We start from the raw sequence: 14,093 nt of genomic DNA on the forward strand, positions 1-14,093 counted from the left end.
ATGGCGAAAATGCAGGCTTTTAAAAACAAAGATTTGAGGCGTAAAGGTTACATCGAAGAACTTAACGCAATGAATATTACGACTAGTCGTGAAGGAGTGCCATTGGAGCAACTTGATTACGAAGCCCTTAGATACGAAAAAACAATAGCTTCATTCAGAGAAATAGATTCAGAGACAAGCAGTAACGCTTGGTTCTAAGGAGGAATATGAAATGACCATTCAAAATGTAAAACCAGTTTTAAATTGTCCGCGATGTAAGACAAAAGGATATCTACTCGCTCCATCAGGCAAATTGGTGTTAATGGAATGTGATGACACAAAGTGCGGCCAACAATGGCATACCTTCGCTAAGATTTGCCCGGAATGCAAAAAGCCTAATGGATACTTTGTCGAAGGACCATGTAGAAAATGCTATGCAGAGAAGTACATGTCGTCATGAAGAAGCGTAACCCCGTTATTCAGAAAGCTTATGAACAAGGCAGAACTGAGGGCTTTGCGTTAGGTGAGGATATGGGAGAACTGAAAGGTATTGCTAAGACAACATCATTTTTCCGCGAAAAATTTCTTGAGTTAGAAAAAACGCCAGGTATAGGACCGAAAACCTTGGATCGGATTCGCAAGGCAATCGGTGAGAAGTATTTTGAAGCAGGTGAGCGTAATGGTTCTTAAAAACGCAGCGAAACAAAGACAAAAAAGAATCATTGTTTTAGAGGATTTGGATTTTTTATGGGATGAGTTGGAGCTAGAAAGAAGTCGCTCGTCAGTGGAAAATTGGAAAAGACGTTAGGTTGATTGCTAGTAGTTTTAATAGAGATCCAGACGAAGTGTTATTAGCTCTCATCCATTTAGCAAAAGAGGATATGGTCTTCAAAAGAAATGGGGGACTTACCCTTGGATTTTAGAAAAGCGACTCTAGGGCAGCTATATTACATATCACGACACACAGAATTAGCCCTAGAAGTTCTTAATGAGATTAATAGGAGGTTAACCTATGCAAGATATAATCATTCGACGTGCAAGGAAATATGAAGCTGAAAAGGCAATTCAGGACCATGTGAAAAGAGGATGCAAAATCATTTTTCCTCTAACTGAGTTCTCAAAGCAAGGTAAGACATTTGATCGTGATAGCTACAATCGTCATGTCTTTGCTGGACATAATTATTCGTCAGTTTGGATGGCTAAATTAAGAAGGGTGGAAGGTTAATGTTAGATTTAATTGCAATGTACGAGGCACAGAAGGCATTTAGAAACAGGATTGATTATAAAGGTGATGACCGTTTTGGAGAACTTATTCTGGCTCTTCAAGTGGAGTTAGGGGAATGTGCGAATGAACTTCCGGAAGTATTCAAGTTTTGGGCACATAAAGAGAACAACCTACAAGAAGCGTTGATTGAATATGCTGACGGACTTCATTTTATCTTGGATATCGGTCACGAAATATATTTTGAGGACTTTGACATGATTTACTTGCTGTCCGGAGCAGATAAGAAGCGACCAATAGCAACCCAGTTTAGATACATCTTCGCTCTCGTATCAAAGTTGGATAAGACAAAAAGTTCAATTACCTTTATCGAGCTACTCTCTGAATATATCGGTCTTGGTGAAATGATGGGATTCTCCTTTGAACAGATTGAAGAAGCATTCTATGTGAAAGATGTCATCAACCACGAGAGGCAAAGCGAGGGGTATTAATGGGAGCAAGAAAATACAACAAGTACGGCAACCATAAACAAGTTGTCGATGGACATAAGTTTGATAGCAAAGCAGAAGCAATGTATTACGGCCAATTAAAATGGTTGCTGCAAGCTAAACAGATTAAAGGGTTTAAGATGCAACCGAGATACCTTCTTCAAGAGGGCTTTAAGAAAAACGGAAAGACCTACAGAAAGATTGAATATGTTGCAGATTTTGAAGTAGAAAAATTAGACGGGACAATCGAGATCATTGATATAAAAGGAACAGTCACCAAAGAATTTTCAATAAAAAGAAAACTGTTCGAGCGTCAATACATGGATTCTATTAAATTACTAAAATATGACCGAGATAGGGGATTCGTGGAGGTAAGTTAATGGCTAGAAGAATCGTAGAAACGAATGTAGTTAGTCTTGATCGAGAAAAGCTACAGGTTGTTGTCATCTACGAGGAAGGCGTATCGAAGCAGCAGATTAGAAATGAAAATCCATATAGTAAACGGCATGGGGTTATTTTCCCCAGTGCCGGGGCTTATGTGGTAAAAGGGTTAGATTACTGATTTTGTATTTTGTTCACTAAAATTTAGGAGGAATGAACGTGCGTGAGATAAAGTTTCGTGCTTGGGATAAATCAAGAAAAGAAATGGAATACATCAATAATATGTATTGGTTTGAAGAAAATGGTGTTGATGATATCAACAACAATGTGTTTTTGGATTTCATGCAATACACAGGCTTAAAAGACAAGAACGGCAAGGAGATATATGAGGGAGATATACTCGCTTATCAAGGATTAGACGGTAGGAATCTAAATCTAGTTGTGAAATGGTCAGAACGTGATGCAACATTCCTGTTTGGTGGAGTTAGAACAGATTATGCAATCACAGGTGAAGTTATTGGTGACATTTACGAAAATCCAGAGTTAATTAATCAAGAAAAATAAAAAGAAGAGCCCATGCGGTGGCTCTTCCAGGAGATACATTTGGCTAATCCATTGTAATCTCTATAAGATATGTGGATTTCGAATTATTGCTTGGACGTTTTGATTAACTTTTGAATTATTAAGTTTACTAGAAAGGGGCTGGCCCAGTGATAAAGATACTTGAATTGTTCGGTGGCATCGGCGCGCCCCGGAAGGCATTAATCAATCTTAGTGTAGAACATAAGTGCATCGATTATGTGGAATGGCAGGCCAACAGGGTTAAAGCTTATAACGCTTTATACGATCATCTTCATAAGCCGCAGGATATTTGCGGTTGGGATTTAAAGCCGGATATTTTGGTTCATGGATCACCATGTCAGGATAACAGCAGAGGAAATCGAGATCGAAAAGGAAATACGGATGGTTCTAGATCGAAGCTAATGCTTGAAACACTCAGGATTATTAAGGAAATGGGTGAGTGGAAGCCAAAAGTGGTCATCTGGGAGAATGTTAAAGGTGTCCTAGATAAAGACGTTATACCGATTTTTAAGTATTACTTGCAACAGATGAAGGATTTAGGATACACAAACTCATTTGATGTATTAGATGCTCGTAAATTCGGCATTCCTCATGCAAGAGAAAGAGTATTTTGTGTCTCTTTGTTAGGAGGAGAAATATTTGATTTTGGTAAACTGCAGCACCGGCCGATGAAGGATATTAAATCATTTTTGGAATATGGACCAGATGACGAAATTCCAGAACAATATCTCATTACTATCCCATCAATGCTAAATAAAATTAAAGAATTTAATCCTAATCCTAGTGGAAGTTATAAACGGCAATTAGATGTCATTACAGATTTCTGTTACACCATAACCGAAAGGCAAGATCGATGTCCTAATGCAGGCATAATTCGTTTAAACAAACCACAATACCGGTACTTAACTGAACGTGAATGCTGGAGACTACTTGGTTTTGATGATGAGGACTTTAATCTCATGTTAAAAGAGTTCCCAACAAAAGCAGGGAAGAGGAATGCTACGTTATATGCTCTTGCTGGGAATAGCATTGTGGTACCAGTCTTGGAAGCGATTTTTAAGGTGATATTAGATGGGAATTACGGAATGGATTTAATATCGGATTCAACAGGTCAACTTCAATTGATCTGTTAATAAACAAAAGAGTAAAGGAATTTCCTAAGGAGGGAAAAGGATGGATTACTCACTAGAAAAATCAACAATGGAACGCTATGATATTCAAATTAAAAATGAAGATGGTTGGAGATGTGCCTGGGCGATTATTTCTATAAGTAATGATGGAGTATTCAATGCACAAACTGATTGCGGGAATTTTTCTTACAGCTGGGGATCGTTTGGTGAATGCTTCAAATCATTTTTAATAGATGTCTGCAGCAAGGACTCGAGTTACCTGTATGACAAGATTTCCAGCAGCGAACGACAGGGCAAGATTGACGTGGAAAAGACAATTGACAATATGAAAAAACGTGTGATTGAAAATCGCAAAGAAGCTGGATTGAGATGGTTAGGTAGTGGTAATCTAACAGCTGATGAAGCAAGAGAATTGTGGGATTCATTAGACTTCGTACAAGACAATCACGATGACATCACAGCAGAAGCATTTTCCTCCATTTTTCATTATGAGTTGCCAGATAAAGAACGAGGTAAAGTCTTTTCTGATGAATGGTGGTATGACGATATTTTAGTCACAACAGATGATCAGCAGGCAACCGCATTTTGTGAAGTTGTTGCTCCTATATTTGCTGAAATACTTAAAGAAGAGTTAAAAGCTAAGGAAACTGCCTAAGCAATAAGTAAATTAGGGGTGAATTGTAAATGAAGAAAATGTTTCTCGTAGAAATTGACTATAACGAACTTGAAGAAAATAAAGACGCACATGTTCTGTACGACATTGGGTTGGAAGTAACAATTGAAAATATGATGGAAGGCTATCTTGAACATAACTCAATTAAAAAAGGTTATGCCGTAAAAGTTAAAGAGATTAACGAAACTTACTGATAGATCAGTTGCTATGGTAAATGATTATTAGAATAAGGCATAGCTGATGGAACTGAAAGACATATCCAGCCTTATCCCTTCTGGTTTTACCAGACTTCATAGCAATAATATGCTTTAAAGCATCCATTAGGATCTACTGTTCCAGTTGTAGATGCAGAAGCAGATGTTGAAAAGGTTGCAAAAAGTAGTAAAGCAAGTCCTGTTCTAAACATTACTTTTTTCATTGTACCACCTCCTTTTCTATGAATCTGAGAATATTTTAACAGAAAAAATTAGTGTTTTTGAATAAAAATTTTGTCTATTCTGAAAAATAATTATTATATACTATCGAGCTAACGTAAGGTAGATAAGTTGATTAGGAGGGAAAGGCGTTTGGAAAAGTTTTTTATCCGTTATCATATCGAGGGAGATCGGGCTGTAATTGATTGTAAAGAATTTGGAAGCCTAGGCGAAGCAATAGTTAAAGTTGGCAACTCAATCAGAAAAGCAGAGTGGGTTGGTGCTGTAAAAAATGATGGTCATGTGGTTGAAATCAAAACTAAATATATTACTCATTTTGAGGTTATGACAGAAAAGTCAGCAAAGCTTGAATCGGACTTAAATTCTTTAGCATCTATTGCTAAAAGAGCTTTTAAGTAAACAAAAGATAGAGGAAGTGTACTAAATGGCAAATGAATTAACAGAACGTGAAATGGCAATAATGGAGGCAAAAAGATTTGTTACTATTCCAGAACCAGACTATTCGCAAATGTCAATTGATGAAATAAGAAAAAGAATTGAATATATGGAAAGTGCCTTTAGACTGGCATTTGAGAATGAAGAAGATGATGATGTTGATTTATAAAGGGGTTGTTTAAATTGAACGAAACAAGTAAGGCAAGGATGAGGAACAATTTAGAGGCTTTCTTTGAAGCAAAAGGTTTTAGAAAAGAGACATTAAAACTTTTGAACTTTGACGGTTTAATGGATTTAGCTGAAGAGTATCACTTTATCGTTAGAAATTAAAAAAGCCAGGAATCCCCGGCACCCAATTATATTTTAACATAGGGGGTTCCTGTATGAAAGAAGCTGCCAGCATTAAAAGAATCGAATCGTTGTTAAAAGATTATCATTGGATGAAAAAAGAAGTGGAGCGCCTTGAAAAAGTACTATTTGGATATTCTACACCTATGAAAAGTTGGGGTGTCGCTCAATATGGGATAGAGGCAACTTTGCCAAAAGGAAGCTCTGGAAAAAGCCAAGCGGAGTTAAATAACATGGATTTACGTGAAGAACGTTTATATAACAGGCTAGAGCGACTTAGAGAGAAAGTATATGTGATTGAGTTTGCTGCCGAATTATTGGAAGATGAACGCGACAAAGTCATTTATGATTGTATCCTAGATGGCATGTCATTCCGAGAGATATCTTATCATTTGTGTATATCTAGAAATCAGGTCAAAAAAGCCAAAGAAACCATATTGAACCATTTGAGCCAAAAAAGCCACTTTGTGCATTTGTTGAAACACGAAAAATCGGCATGCTAAAATGGAAGGCAGGACAGGGGAGAAGAAAAGCTCTTGTTTTTCTACTTCGAAATATACAAAATGAAAGGACAACTCGTTGTGAAGTTGTCCTTATTTATTATTTAGATTGATTATCATCCGGGGAATTAAGGTATGATTCAAGATTATCAAATAAATTATAGATTATTGATTCTATATCACTTGTATCTTCTTCTTCCTGATCAATCTTTATTTCAGTATATATTTTTTCAAGAGTTTCAGATTGTTTAGCTTCTGCTTTGTAGATTTCTTCTAGTATCTCAGTTTGTTTAACTTCTTCAGCATAAATTTCTTGATGCCTCTGTTCTGCTATAGGTTCTGACTGAGCACTATATATATGGGTCTGGGCAGACTGAAGAATGAAAATTAATATAGGTAATACAAAACCCCAATTAATTATAAATGGTTTAGCTTCTTTTTCGTCTGATTCAGAGACAATTGAGTCTTCCAAGGTTGGATGATTCAAAAAATCATTAACAGATTGTTCTATGTCTTCAGGTACATAGTCTTCTAATATTTCAATATTTTCTATTAATCTTGGAATAATGCTCTCCCATTTTACCAATTCTGTTTGAAGTTTAATTAAGTTATCGAATCTAGGCATGTTCTTAAAGATATCCTCAGTGAAGGACCAATCAATAGATGTTATCACTTTTCGGTTTGCTTCTGTCATTTTTAAAAATGGTTGCATGTTTTTGAGTATAGGGCTATTTTTTTCGAAAAGTTGTAGTTGATTTGCAAATTTAAATGCTGGTTGTAAATCTTTTATTAATTTTAAATTGGCATCGTTAATAGGTTTTAGTATCTCAAGTATTTTTTTATGATAATCATTATTATCCATTTTATATTCCTCCTCTACTATATATTAACAAAAAAAAATCATAAGAGAATACGGATATTCAAGTAAAAGTTATATGGAGGTGGGGTGATATGTAATGAACTGGGATGAAATAAGAAAAGAATTTGAGACATCAAAAATTACATTAAAGGCACTTGCTGAAAAGTATGATATAAAAATTGGCACATTAAAGAGCAGAAAAAGCCGTGAAGGATGGTCGAGGGATCCCACTAAAAAGGATGCAACCAAAAAGAAGAAGGTTGCAACCCCTGAACCCGTCATTGAATCAACTGATTTAACAGACAAGCAAGAGTTATTTTGCCTTTACTATATCAAGTATTTTAATGCGACGAAGGCTTACCAGAAGGCATATGGCTGTGCATATTCGACTGCAATGGTTGAAGGACATAGACATCTAAGAAATCCTAAGATAGTCTCTGAGGTTGAAAGATTGAAGCTTGAGAGGCAACAAGGAATATTTTTGGATGCAAAAGACATTCTTCAAAAGTACATTGACATTGCCTTTGCTGATATAACTGACTTTGTAGAGTTTGGTAAAAAGGAGCAACCAGAACTGAGTATAAGTGATGGTGAACCTCTGTTAGATGAAAACGGAGATCAAGTCATGTATTCATACAGCTTTGTTGATTTCAAAGAATCAGAGGAAGTTGACGGCACTCTTATTACTGAGGTTAAGAAAGGCAAAGACGGAGTTTCTATCAAGCTTGCTGATAAGATGAAGGCTCTTGAAATGCTTACCAAATATTATGATTTGCTTTCTGAGAATGATAAGAAGCGATTGCAGGAAGAGAAAATCAAGGTGGATATTGAAAAGACCAGAACAGAAATTAAAACAGAAGAAGATACTGGCGGTAAAGTAGTCATTGTAAACGACTTGGAGGCAATGAGGAAGGCGATGGAAGATGACCAGAACAATTAATGTCATGGACTTAATGAACGTTAATTTCTACTCTCTATGGCTTGCTAATCAGTCTCATATTGTTGCCAAGGGTGGCCGTTCTTCTATGAAATCCTCAGTGATAAGTTTGAGGTTAGTAGTTGATTTTCTTGGTGATGAACAGGGTAATGTTGTTTGCTTGCGTAAAGTAGGTAAATACCTATCAACTTCTATTTATGAGCAGATCAAATGGGCTATTTATTTGTTGGGTGTTGAAAATGAGTTTTACTTTGGAAAATCTCCATTATTAATACGTCATAAGGCAACAAATACGGCCTTTTACTTTTATGGTGTTGATGATCCAATGAAAATTAAGTCAGCTAAGATTGCTAAAGGGTATGTAATGGCTCTTTGGTTTGAAGAAGCTGCTGAATTTGCTGGTGTGGAAGATATAGATATAGTTGAAGATACATTTATACGGCAGGAGATTGAAGGGAAAGAGGTTAAAGTGTATTTCTCTTATAACCCTCCGAGAAATCCATACAGCTGGATTAACGAATGGCTTGATACTAAGGCGGGGGATGACGATTATTTTATTCATCATTCCACTTATCTTGATGATAAGAAAGGCTTTTTATCAGAGCAAATGATTCGAAAGATAGAAAAGTATAAGGAAAATGATATCGATTATTGGCGATGGATGTATTCTGGCGAGGTCATCGGACTTGGGGATATGGTTTATAACATGAATCATTTCCATGAGATAGATCAATTACCAATAGATGATGACATTATTCTTATTGATACCTCTTCTGACACAGGTCACCAAGTATCTGCTACTACACATTTGGCTTTAGGATATACGAAAAAGAGAAATGTAATTTTACTTGATACCTATTATTACTCACCAGAAAACAAGGTAGTGAAGAAGGCTCCAAGCGAGTTATCTAAAGACTTAAAAGAATGGTCTGATAGTGTTCGTAAAAATTATAATAGACATTTTGATGTACAAACAATAGATTCTGCTGAGGGAGCTCTGAGAAACCAATATTATAAGGATTATGGCGTTAGCCTTCATCCTGTAGCAAAGAAGAAAAAAATAGACATGATTGATAACGTTCAGGACCTTTTGGCCCAAGGACGTTTTTTTGTTTTGAAAAACAAGTCGAATGAAATATTCCTTACTGAACATCGAAAATATCAGTGGGATGCTGATACTTTGCAGACTGATGACCCAAAAGTTATTAAGGTTGATGACCATACATGTGATGCCTTTCAGTATTATGTCCAAGATAATTTGAGAAAGCTTGGATTAAAACGATAGGGGTGAACTTATGTTTAAAACAATTATTCAGAAGATAAGGAGGTGGTTTTATCAAATGAATTTGGTAAAAGGGATAAAAAGTGTATCTAAATTACCTGATATTCCTGTAGATGATGCTTTCTATCAGAAAATTGATCAATGGAAAGCTTTGTATGCGGGGTATTTAAGTGATTTTCATGATGTTAAGTATAAAACGATTGATGGAGAGAAAGAACGCCGTAGAGCTTCACTACAGATGCCTAAAGTAGTATCGCAGGAATTAGCTTCACTCATATTTAATGAACGGTGCGAGATTAATATTTCGGATGATGCTTTGTCAGAAAATATTAAAGATGTATTTGACAATAATCGCTTTTATAAACTTTTTCAAGATAACCTTGAATACACTTTTGCATTAGGTGGCCTTGTAATTAAGCCTTTTGTTGAAGATGGAGTCATTAAACTCTCTTTCGTTACAGCTGATTGCTTTATACCCGTGTCATGGGATAACAAAGGAATTAGAGAAGGTGTATTTATTAACATCACTAAAAAAGGTGACAAGACATATACCTTACTTGAATGGCATTTGTGGGAAGGTGGCAATTATGTCATTAGAAATGTACTTTATGAAAGCCAAAACGGAAATGAATTAGGTGTCGAAGTAGGTTTAGATACTTTATATCCTGATTTAGAGCCTGAATTAATCATTTATTCATTCACCCGTCCTAACTTTGCTTATTTCAAGCCTAATTCAGCGAACAATATTGATTTAAACAGCCCTCTAGGTGTATCCGTTTATGCTAATGCACTAGATACTTTACAGTCATTGGATATAGCATTTGATTCATTTCAAAGAGAATTTGCTCTAGGGAAGAAAAGAATAATTGTTCCAGCTTCAGCTGTTAAAACTGTAATAGATCCTGATAATGGAGAAATGCGTAGATATTTTGATACAGATGATGAAGCATACGAAGCTTTAGGATTCGGAGATCAAGACTCTGATGCTATCAAAGAAGTATCGTTTGAATTACGTGTAGAAGAACACCAAGCAGCTATACAAGCTTTCTTAAATATCCTTGCTATGCAAATAGGTTTTTCTCCTGGTGCTTTCACTTTTGATGGACAAGGAGTGAAAACAGCTACTGAGGTAGTTTCAGAGAATAGCAAGACATTCAGGACCAAACAATCACATGAAAATGTAATTGAAGCAGGTTTGCAGGAGCTTATTGAATGTATTGTTCAAACTGCAGATATGTATGGCTTGTGGAAAGGACCTGAGGATTACGAGGTGACAGTCGCCTTTGATGATTCAATAGCAGAGGACCAGACAGCAGAGATTAATAGACAGATACTTTTAATCACTAATAAGCTTCAAACACGTAAGAAAGCCATTGTGAAGATATTTGGCTATACGGAGGAAGAGGCTGAACAATTGGTTAAGGAAATCTTAGAGGAAAATAAAACTATGTCCCCTGAAAATGTAGACTTCTTTGGAGTTGGGAATGAATAATGCCTACTCCATTCGAGCAACAAAAGCTATCTGAAAACCTATTAAAAATCTATATCAGTATTGAGGATGAAATACTCTTAGGTTTTGCCAAATTACTAAAAAAGCATAAAGTGCTATTAAGTTCAGAGGATTTAGATCATTGGCGTATTAGGATGCTCTCCGAAATACCACAACTTCAGCAAAAAAATATCATTAATGTTGCAAAGAAATCAGGATTGGCCATTGATGAAATAAGCGAAATACTTCAAAAAGCAGGATTTAAGGCTGCTTCCGAAGTTGATGGTGATCTAGCTGAGGCTGTTCGGCTGGGTGCTGTTATTACGCCGCCAGTTGCACAAGAAAGTTCAACTTTACTTGCTGTTTTAGTAGCTTACGAGAAACAGGCAAGGGAAACATTTAATCTCATCAATACAACCATGCTGAATCAATCACAGCAGGTCTATTTAGACATTATTAATCAAACAGTAGGACAAACTCTCACAGGAACTATAACGCCTCAACAAGCACTTAGAAAGACAGTAAGGGAATGGTCTGATTTTGGTGTACCTGCATTAATCAGGAAAGATGGTTCAAGGTTAAGTACTGAAGCTTACGTCAATATGGTGACACGCTCAATGTCTAATAATGTGGCCAATGCAATGCAAGATACAAGGATGGATGAACATGGTGTTGATTTAATACAAATATCAGCACATAAAGGAGCAAGGCCGCGATGTTTCCCTTTTCAAGGGAACATATACAGTCGTTCTGGCACTAATCCTAAATATCCGCCTTTTTCATCTACATCGTATGGTGAGCCTGCTGGACTGTTTGGAGTCAATTGTGGCCATGTGAAATATGCCTTTGTAGAAGGAATATCAAAACCAAGAGAATATGATTTTAACAAGACTGAAAATGATACTTTTTATAAACTCACTCAACAGCAAAGAAAACTTGAGAGAGGTATCCGAAAGGCAAAAAGGGAAAAGAAATTCTTCGAAGAAATTGGAGATACTGAAGCTGCTGATTTAGCAAATAAAAAAATCCTCCTTCGACAAAAGAAGATGAGAGACTTTATTAAAGATAGTGGTTTGCGTAGAAAATACAACCGTGAGCAGATAACTGGTTCTTCTAATATTAATCAAAATAGAACGCTAGAGAACTATGATAAGTTAAAACAGAATCAGAGATTAAAAGAAGAGAGATTAGCAAAAGAGAAAAAAGTAAGGAATGATATAAGAAAACAAATAAAAGAGGGTACAGTCAGCTTGAAAATTCATAATGGTAGGCAGGAAAAGCATATACCAGGAACGAATAATTTCAAGTTAAAAGATCAGGATTCAAAGAATAAAGGGTATCTTGGTACAAGTTATCTCAAGATATCGTTAGAGGAAATAGAAGCACTAATAAAACAATATTCTACCAAAGGAACTCCTGTCATAAATAGAAAAGGGGAGTGGAAGAATAAAGAAATTATAATTGACTGTGGTAAATTGATTGGATACGATGTAAAAAAAGATAAGAAAATTCCAGCTTACGGATTTGTTATTCATTACTCTAAAGCTGGTACACATATTGTTCCATATGGAGGTGAAGATAGTGGAACATCATAAACCTTTTGAATTAAACTATATAGAAACTTTAATCGGGAAAAAGGTTTTAATCACATTTTCTGATGGGGAGAAAGTTGAGTCCAATGTAAAGGAAATGACATTACCTTGGAATAACCCAGATGATAAGTGGTCACTTATGCTTGATGAATTTGAAGTAGATGAAGATGAAATAGCAACAATTCAAATAATAAATACTTGATAAAAGTCTTGTATCTAAAAGGATATAGGTCTTTTTTTATTGGTCTTTTTAAAGGCAAGACCCTAAAGAGGCGCAACCTTTTGCGTGAGGTGTGACACGCTAAAAAACATAAAAAAGGAGTTTTGAAAATGAACTTACAAGAATTATTAGGTGAAGAATTATATAACCAAGTTATGGAAAAGGTAGGTGATAACAAATTAGCTGTAGTCTCTGACGGTAATTGGATTCCGAAAGATAAGTTTAATGACAAGCTCAATGAAATCAAGGGTTTAAAAGATCAAATTACTAGTCGAGATAAGCAACTTGACGACCTGAAAAAAGTTGACCCAGAAGCTTTACAACAGAAAATTAACGATTTACAAGAAGAAAATAAGAATACAAAAACAGAGTATGAAGGAAAACTTAAAAAACAAACCTTCGATTATGCATTAAAAGATGCACTTACGGGTGCGAAAGTACGCAATCCAAAGGCAGCAAAGGCGCTATTGGATTTAGAGTCTATCAAGCTCGATGGTGATAAGCTCCTTGGTCTCGAAGATCAATTGAATGCATTGAAGGAAAGTGACAGTTATTTGTTTGAGGAAAAAGAAAAAATAAATGCAAAGTTTTCAATTGGTCAACATAAGAAGGAACAAAACGCAACAGTTGATTTAAAAAGTATGTCTTATCAGGAAAGACTTAAATTAAAACAGGATAATCCAGCTCAGTATGACAGCTTAGTTGGGCGATAGGAGGAATTTTAAATGGTACAAACAAAATTAACAAACATGGTTGACCCACAAGTCTTAGCGGACATGATTTCTGCGCGATTGGAGGATGCTATTCGTTTCTCCCCTTTAGCAAATGTGGATAGCACATTAGTAGGACGACCAGGTAGCACGGTTACTGTTCCTAAATTCAAATATATTGGAGATGCAAAAGACGTTGCTGAAGGTGCAGCTATTGACCTTGCATTACTAGAAACAGATACAGATGACTTCACCATTAAAAAAGCTGGTAAAGGCGTTGAATTAACTGATGAAGCTGTCCTTTCTGGTTACGGTGACCCTATGGGGGAAGCCGAGAAACAATTACTTATGTCAATTGCAAATAAAGTAGACAATGATGTCCTAGAAGCTTTAAAAACTACAACTCTAGTATATGAATCTGCGCAGGGTATCACTATTGATGCTGTAGATGGTGCTCAAGGAATTTTTAATGATGAAGATGCAGAGCCGATGGTACTTATTGCTAATCCAAAGGATGTTGCAAAGCTTAGAAAGTCAGCAGCAGAGGATTGGACAAGAGGATCTGAGCTTGGAGATCGTATTTTGGTTACAGGAGTTTTCGGCGAAGTTTTAGGAGCGCAAGTTGTTCGTTCTCGTAAGGTAGAAGAAGGTACAGCCTATCTTGTAAAACGAGGTGCATTAGCAATTTACTTGAAGCGTTCTGTAGATGTTGAAAGTGACCGTGATATTCTTCATAAAACAACTGTAATTACAGCTGATCAGCATTATGGAGCCCACCTTTTCGATGAGTCTAAAGCTATTAAAATCACCACAACAGTTGCAGGAGGATGAT

General features: G+C 36.1%; 23 protein-coding genes and 1 pseudogene. 22 read left to right on the forward strand and 2 right to left on the reverse strand.

Features of this window, described 5'->3' with window-relative positions:
- From MKX67_RS08810 to MKX67_RS08860, 11 genes and pseudogenes are all read left to right on the forward strand, one after another.
- On the forward strand, positions 1-198 hold the full coding sequence (locus MKX67_RS08810; protein ID WP_342489149.1) for a hypothetical protein: 198 nt from the start codon (positions 1-3) through the stop codon (positions 196-198).
- 237 nt (positions 199-435) lie between these two features.
- Positions 436-669, forward strand: a complete 234-nt coding sequence (locus MKX67_RS08815; RefSeq protein ID WP_322910563.1) for a hypothetical protein — start codon at positions 436-438, stop codon at positions 667-669.
- Positions 659-787, forward strand: coding sequence for a hypothetical protein (locus tag MKX67_RS08820; RefSeq protein WP_342489150.1), 129 nt, complete (start codon positions 659-661; stop codon positions 785-787). Before MKX67_RS08815 ends, MKX67_RS08820 begins: the two co-directional genes overlap by 11 nt.
- A gap of 204 nt (positions 788-991) precedes the next feature.
- Entirely contained in the window at positions 992-1,204 is a 213-nt protein-coding gene (locus MKX67_RS08825; protein ID WP_342489151.1) for a hypothetical protein, read from the forward strand.
- The gene (locus MKX67_RS08830) at positions 1,204-1,692 is read left to right on the forward strand and encodes a dUTP diphosphatase (protein ID WP_342489152.1); all 489 of its coding nucleotides are present in this window, start codon (positions 1,204-1,206) and stop codon (positions 1,690-1,692) included. Before MKX67_RS08825 ends, MKX67_RS08830 begins: the two co-directional genes overlap by 1 nt.
- Positions 1,692-2,060, forward strand: a pseudogene (locus tag MKX67_RS08835) (DUF1064 domain-containing protein); the annotation flags it as partial. The gene MKX67_RS08830 and the pseudogene MKX67_RS08835, both read left to right, overlap by 1 nt.
- A gap of 8 nt (positions 2,061-2,068) precedes the next feature.
- Positions 2,069-2,251 carry a hypothetical protein gene (locus MKX67_RS08840; protein ID WP_342489153.1) on the forward strand — a complete coding sequence of 61 codons (183 nt, stop codon included), beginning with the start codon at positions 2,069-2,071 and terminating at the stop codon, positions 2,249-2,251.
- 38 nt (positions 2,252-2,289) lie between these two features.
- Positions 2,290-2,634, forward strand: coding sequence for a YopX family protein (locus tag MKX67_RS08845; protein ID WP_341052040.1), 345 nt, complete (start codon positions 2,290-2,292; stop codon positions 2,632-2,634).
- Positions 2,635-2,780: 146 nt separating this feature from the next.
- The gene (gene dcm, locus MKX67_RS08850) at positions 2,781-3,785 is read left to right on the forward strand and encodes a DNA (cytosine-5-)-methyltransferase (RefSeq protein ID WP_342489154.1); all 1,005 of its coding nucleotides are present in this window, start codon (positions 2,781-2,783) and stop codon (positions 3,783-3,785) included.
- Between the two features lie 40 nt (positions 3,786-3,825).
- Positions 3,826-4,437 carry a hypothetical protein gene (locus MKX67_RS08855; protein ID WP_342489155.1) on the forward strand — a complete coding sequence of 204 codons (612 nt, stop codon included), beginning with the start codon at positions 3,826-3,828 and terminating at the stop codon, positions 4,435-4,437.
- Between the two features lie 29 nt (positions 4,438-4,466).
- The gene (locus MKX67_RS08860) at positions 4,467-4,649 is read left to right on the forward strand and encodes a hypothetical protein (protein ID WP_342489156.1); all 183 of its coding nucleotides are present in this window, start codon (positions 4,467-4,469) and stop codon (positions 4,647-4,649) included.
- Positions 4,650-4,735: 86 nt separating this feature from the next.
- On the opposite strand, the gene MKX67_RS08865 is transcribed toward MKX67_RS08860, so the two are convergent.
- A complete protein-coding gene (locus MKX67_RS08865) occupies positions 4,736-4,873 on the reverse strand; it encodes a hypothetical protein (RefSeq protein WP_342489157.1) in 138 nt (45 codons plus the stop codon).
- A 148-nt stretch (positions 4,874-5,021) separates the two neighbouring features.
- On the opposite strand from MKX67_RS08865, the gene MKX67_RS08870 reads away from it, so the two are divergent.
- The 4 genes from MKX67_RS08870 to MKX67_RS08885 are packed head-to-tail and all read left to right on the forward strand — an operon-like array spanning position 5,022 to position 6,175.
- Complete coding sequence (locus MKX67_RS08870) at positions 5,022-5,288, forward strand: hypothetical protein (protein ID WP_342489158.1); 267 nt, start codon at positions 5,022-5,024, stop codon at positions 5,286-5,288.
- A 25-nt stretch (positions 5,289-5,313) separates the two neighbouring features.
- Entirely contained in the window at positions 5,314-5,493 is a 180-nt protein-coding gene (locus tag MKX67_RS08875) for a hypothetical protein (protein ID WP_342489159.1), read from the forward strand.
- Between the two features lie 14 nt (positions 5,494-5,507).
- Positions 5,508-5,654, forward strand: a complete 147-nt coding sequence (locus MKX67_RS08880) for a hypothetical protein (protein WP_342489160.1) — start codon at positions 5,508-5,510, stop codon at positions 5,652-5,654.
- A 53-nt stretch (positions 5,655-5,707) separates the two neighbouring features.
- Positions 5,708-6,175: a sigma-70 family RNA polymerase sigma factor gene (locus MKX67_RS08885; RefSeq protein ID WP_095371164.1), complete on the forward strand. Its 468-nt coding sequence runs from the start codon at positions 5,708-5,710 to the stop codon at positions 6,173-6,175.
- A 97-nt stretch (positions 6,176-6,272) separates the two neighbouring features.
- Here MKX67_RS08885 and MKX67_RS08890 read toward each other — a convergent pair whose 3' ends face one another.
- Entirely contained in the window at positions 6,273-7,034 is a 762-nt protein-coding gene (locus tag MKX67_RS08890) for a hypothetical protein (RefSeq protein ID WP_342489161.1), read from the reverse strand.
- 94 nt (positions 7,035-7,128) lie between these two features.
- Here MKX67_RS08890 and MKX67_RS08895 point away from each other — a divergent pair, with 94 nt between their 5' ends.
- The 7 genes from MKX67_RS08895 to MKX67_RS08925 all read left to right on the forward strand — a co-directional run bounded on the left by MKX67_RS08895 (position 7,129) and on the right by MKX67_RS08925 (position 14,092).
- Positions 7,129-7,971, forward strand: a complete 843-nt coding sequence (locus MKX67_RS08895) for a terminase small subunit (RefSeq protein WP_342489162.1) — start codon at positions 7,129-7,131, stop codon at positions 7,969-7,971.
- Complete coding sequence (locus MKX67_RS08900; protein WP_342489163.1) at positions 7,955-9,253, forward strand: PBSX family phage terminase large subunit; 1,299 nt, start codon at positions 7,955-7,957, stop codon at positions 9,251-9,253. Before MKX67_RS08895 ends, MKX67_RS08900 begins: the two co-directional genes overlap by 17 nt.
- A gap of 10 nt (positions 9,254-9,263) precedes the next feature.
- Positions 9,264-10,742 carry a phage portal protein gene (locus tag MKX67_RS08905; protein ID WP_342489164.1) on the forward strand — a complete coding sequence of 493 codons (1,479 nt, stop codon included), beginning with the start codon at positions 9,264-9,266 and terminating at the stop codon, positions 10,740-10,742.
- Positions 10,742-12,334: a phage minor capsid protein gene (locus MKX67_RS08910; RefSeq protein WP_342489165.1), complete on the forward strand. Its 1,593-nt coding sequence runs from the start codon at positions 10,742-10,744 to the stop codon at positions 12,332-12,334. The genes MKX67_RS08905 and MKX67_RS08910 overlap by 1 nt, the downstream gene beginning before the upstream one ends.
- Positions 12,321-12,533, forward strand: a complete 213-nt coding sequence (locus MKX67_RS08915; RefSeq protein WP_342489166.1) for a hypothetical protein — start codon at positions 12,321-12,323, stop codon at positions 12,531-12,533. The genes MKX67_RS08910 and MKX67_RS08915 overlap by 14 nt, the downstream gene beginning before the upstream one ends.
- Before the next feature lie 128 nt (positions 12,534-12,661).
- The gene (locus MKX67_RS08920; RefSeq protein ID WP_342489167.1) at positions 12,662-13,264 is read left to right on the forward strand and encodes a phage scaffolding protein; all 603 of its coding nucleotides are present in this window, start codon (positions 12,662-12,664) and stop codon (positions 13,262-13,264) included.
- A gap of 12 nt (positions 13,265-13,276) precedes the next feature.
- Positions 13,277-14,092, forward strand: a complete 816-nt coding sequence (locus MKX67_RS08925) for a N4-gp56 family major capsid protein (RefSeq protein ID WP_342489168.1) — start codon at positions 13,277-13,279, stop codon at positions 14,090-14,092.
- The last annotated feature ends 1 nt before the right edge of the window (position 14,093 follow it).

The organism is Cytobacillus sp. FSL W7-1323 (assembly GCF_038595015.1).
In the GTDB taxonomy this organism is placed as follows: domain Bacteria; phylum Bacillota; class Bacilli; order Bacillales; family Cytobacillaceae; genus Cytobacillus; species Cytobacillus kochii.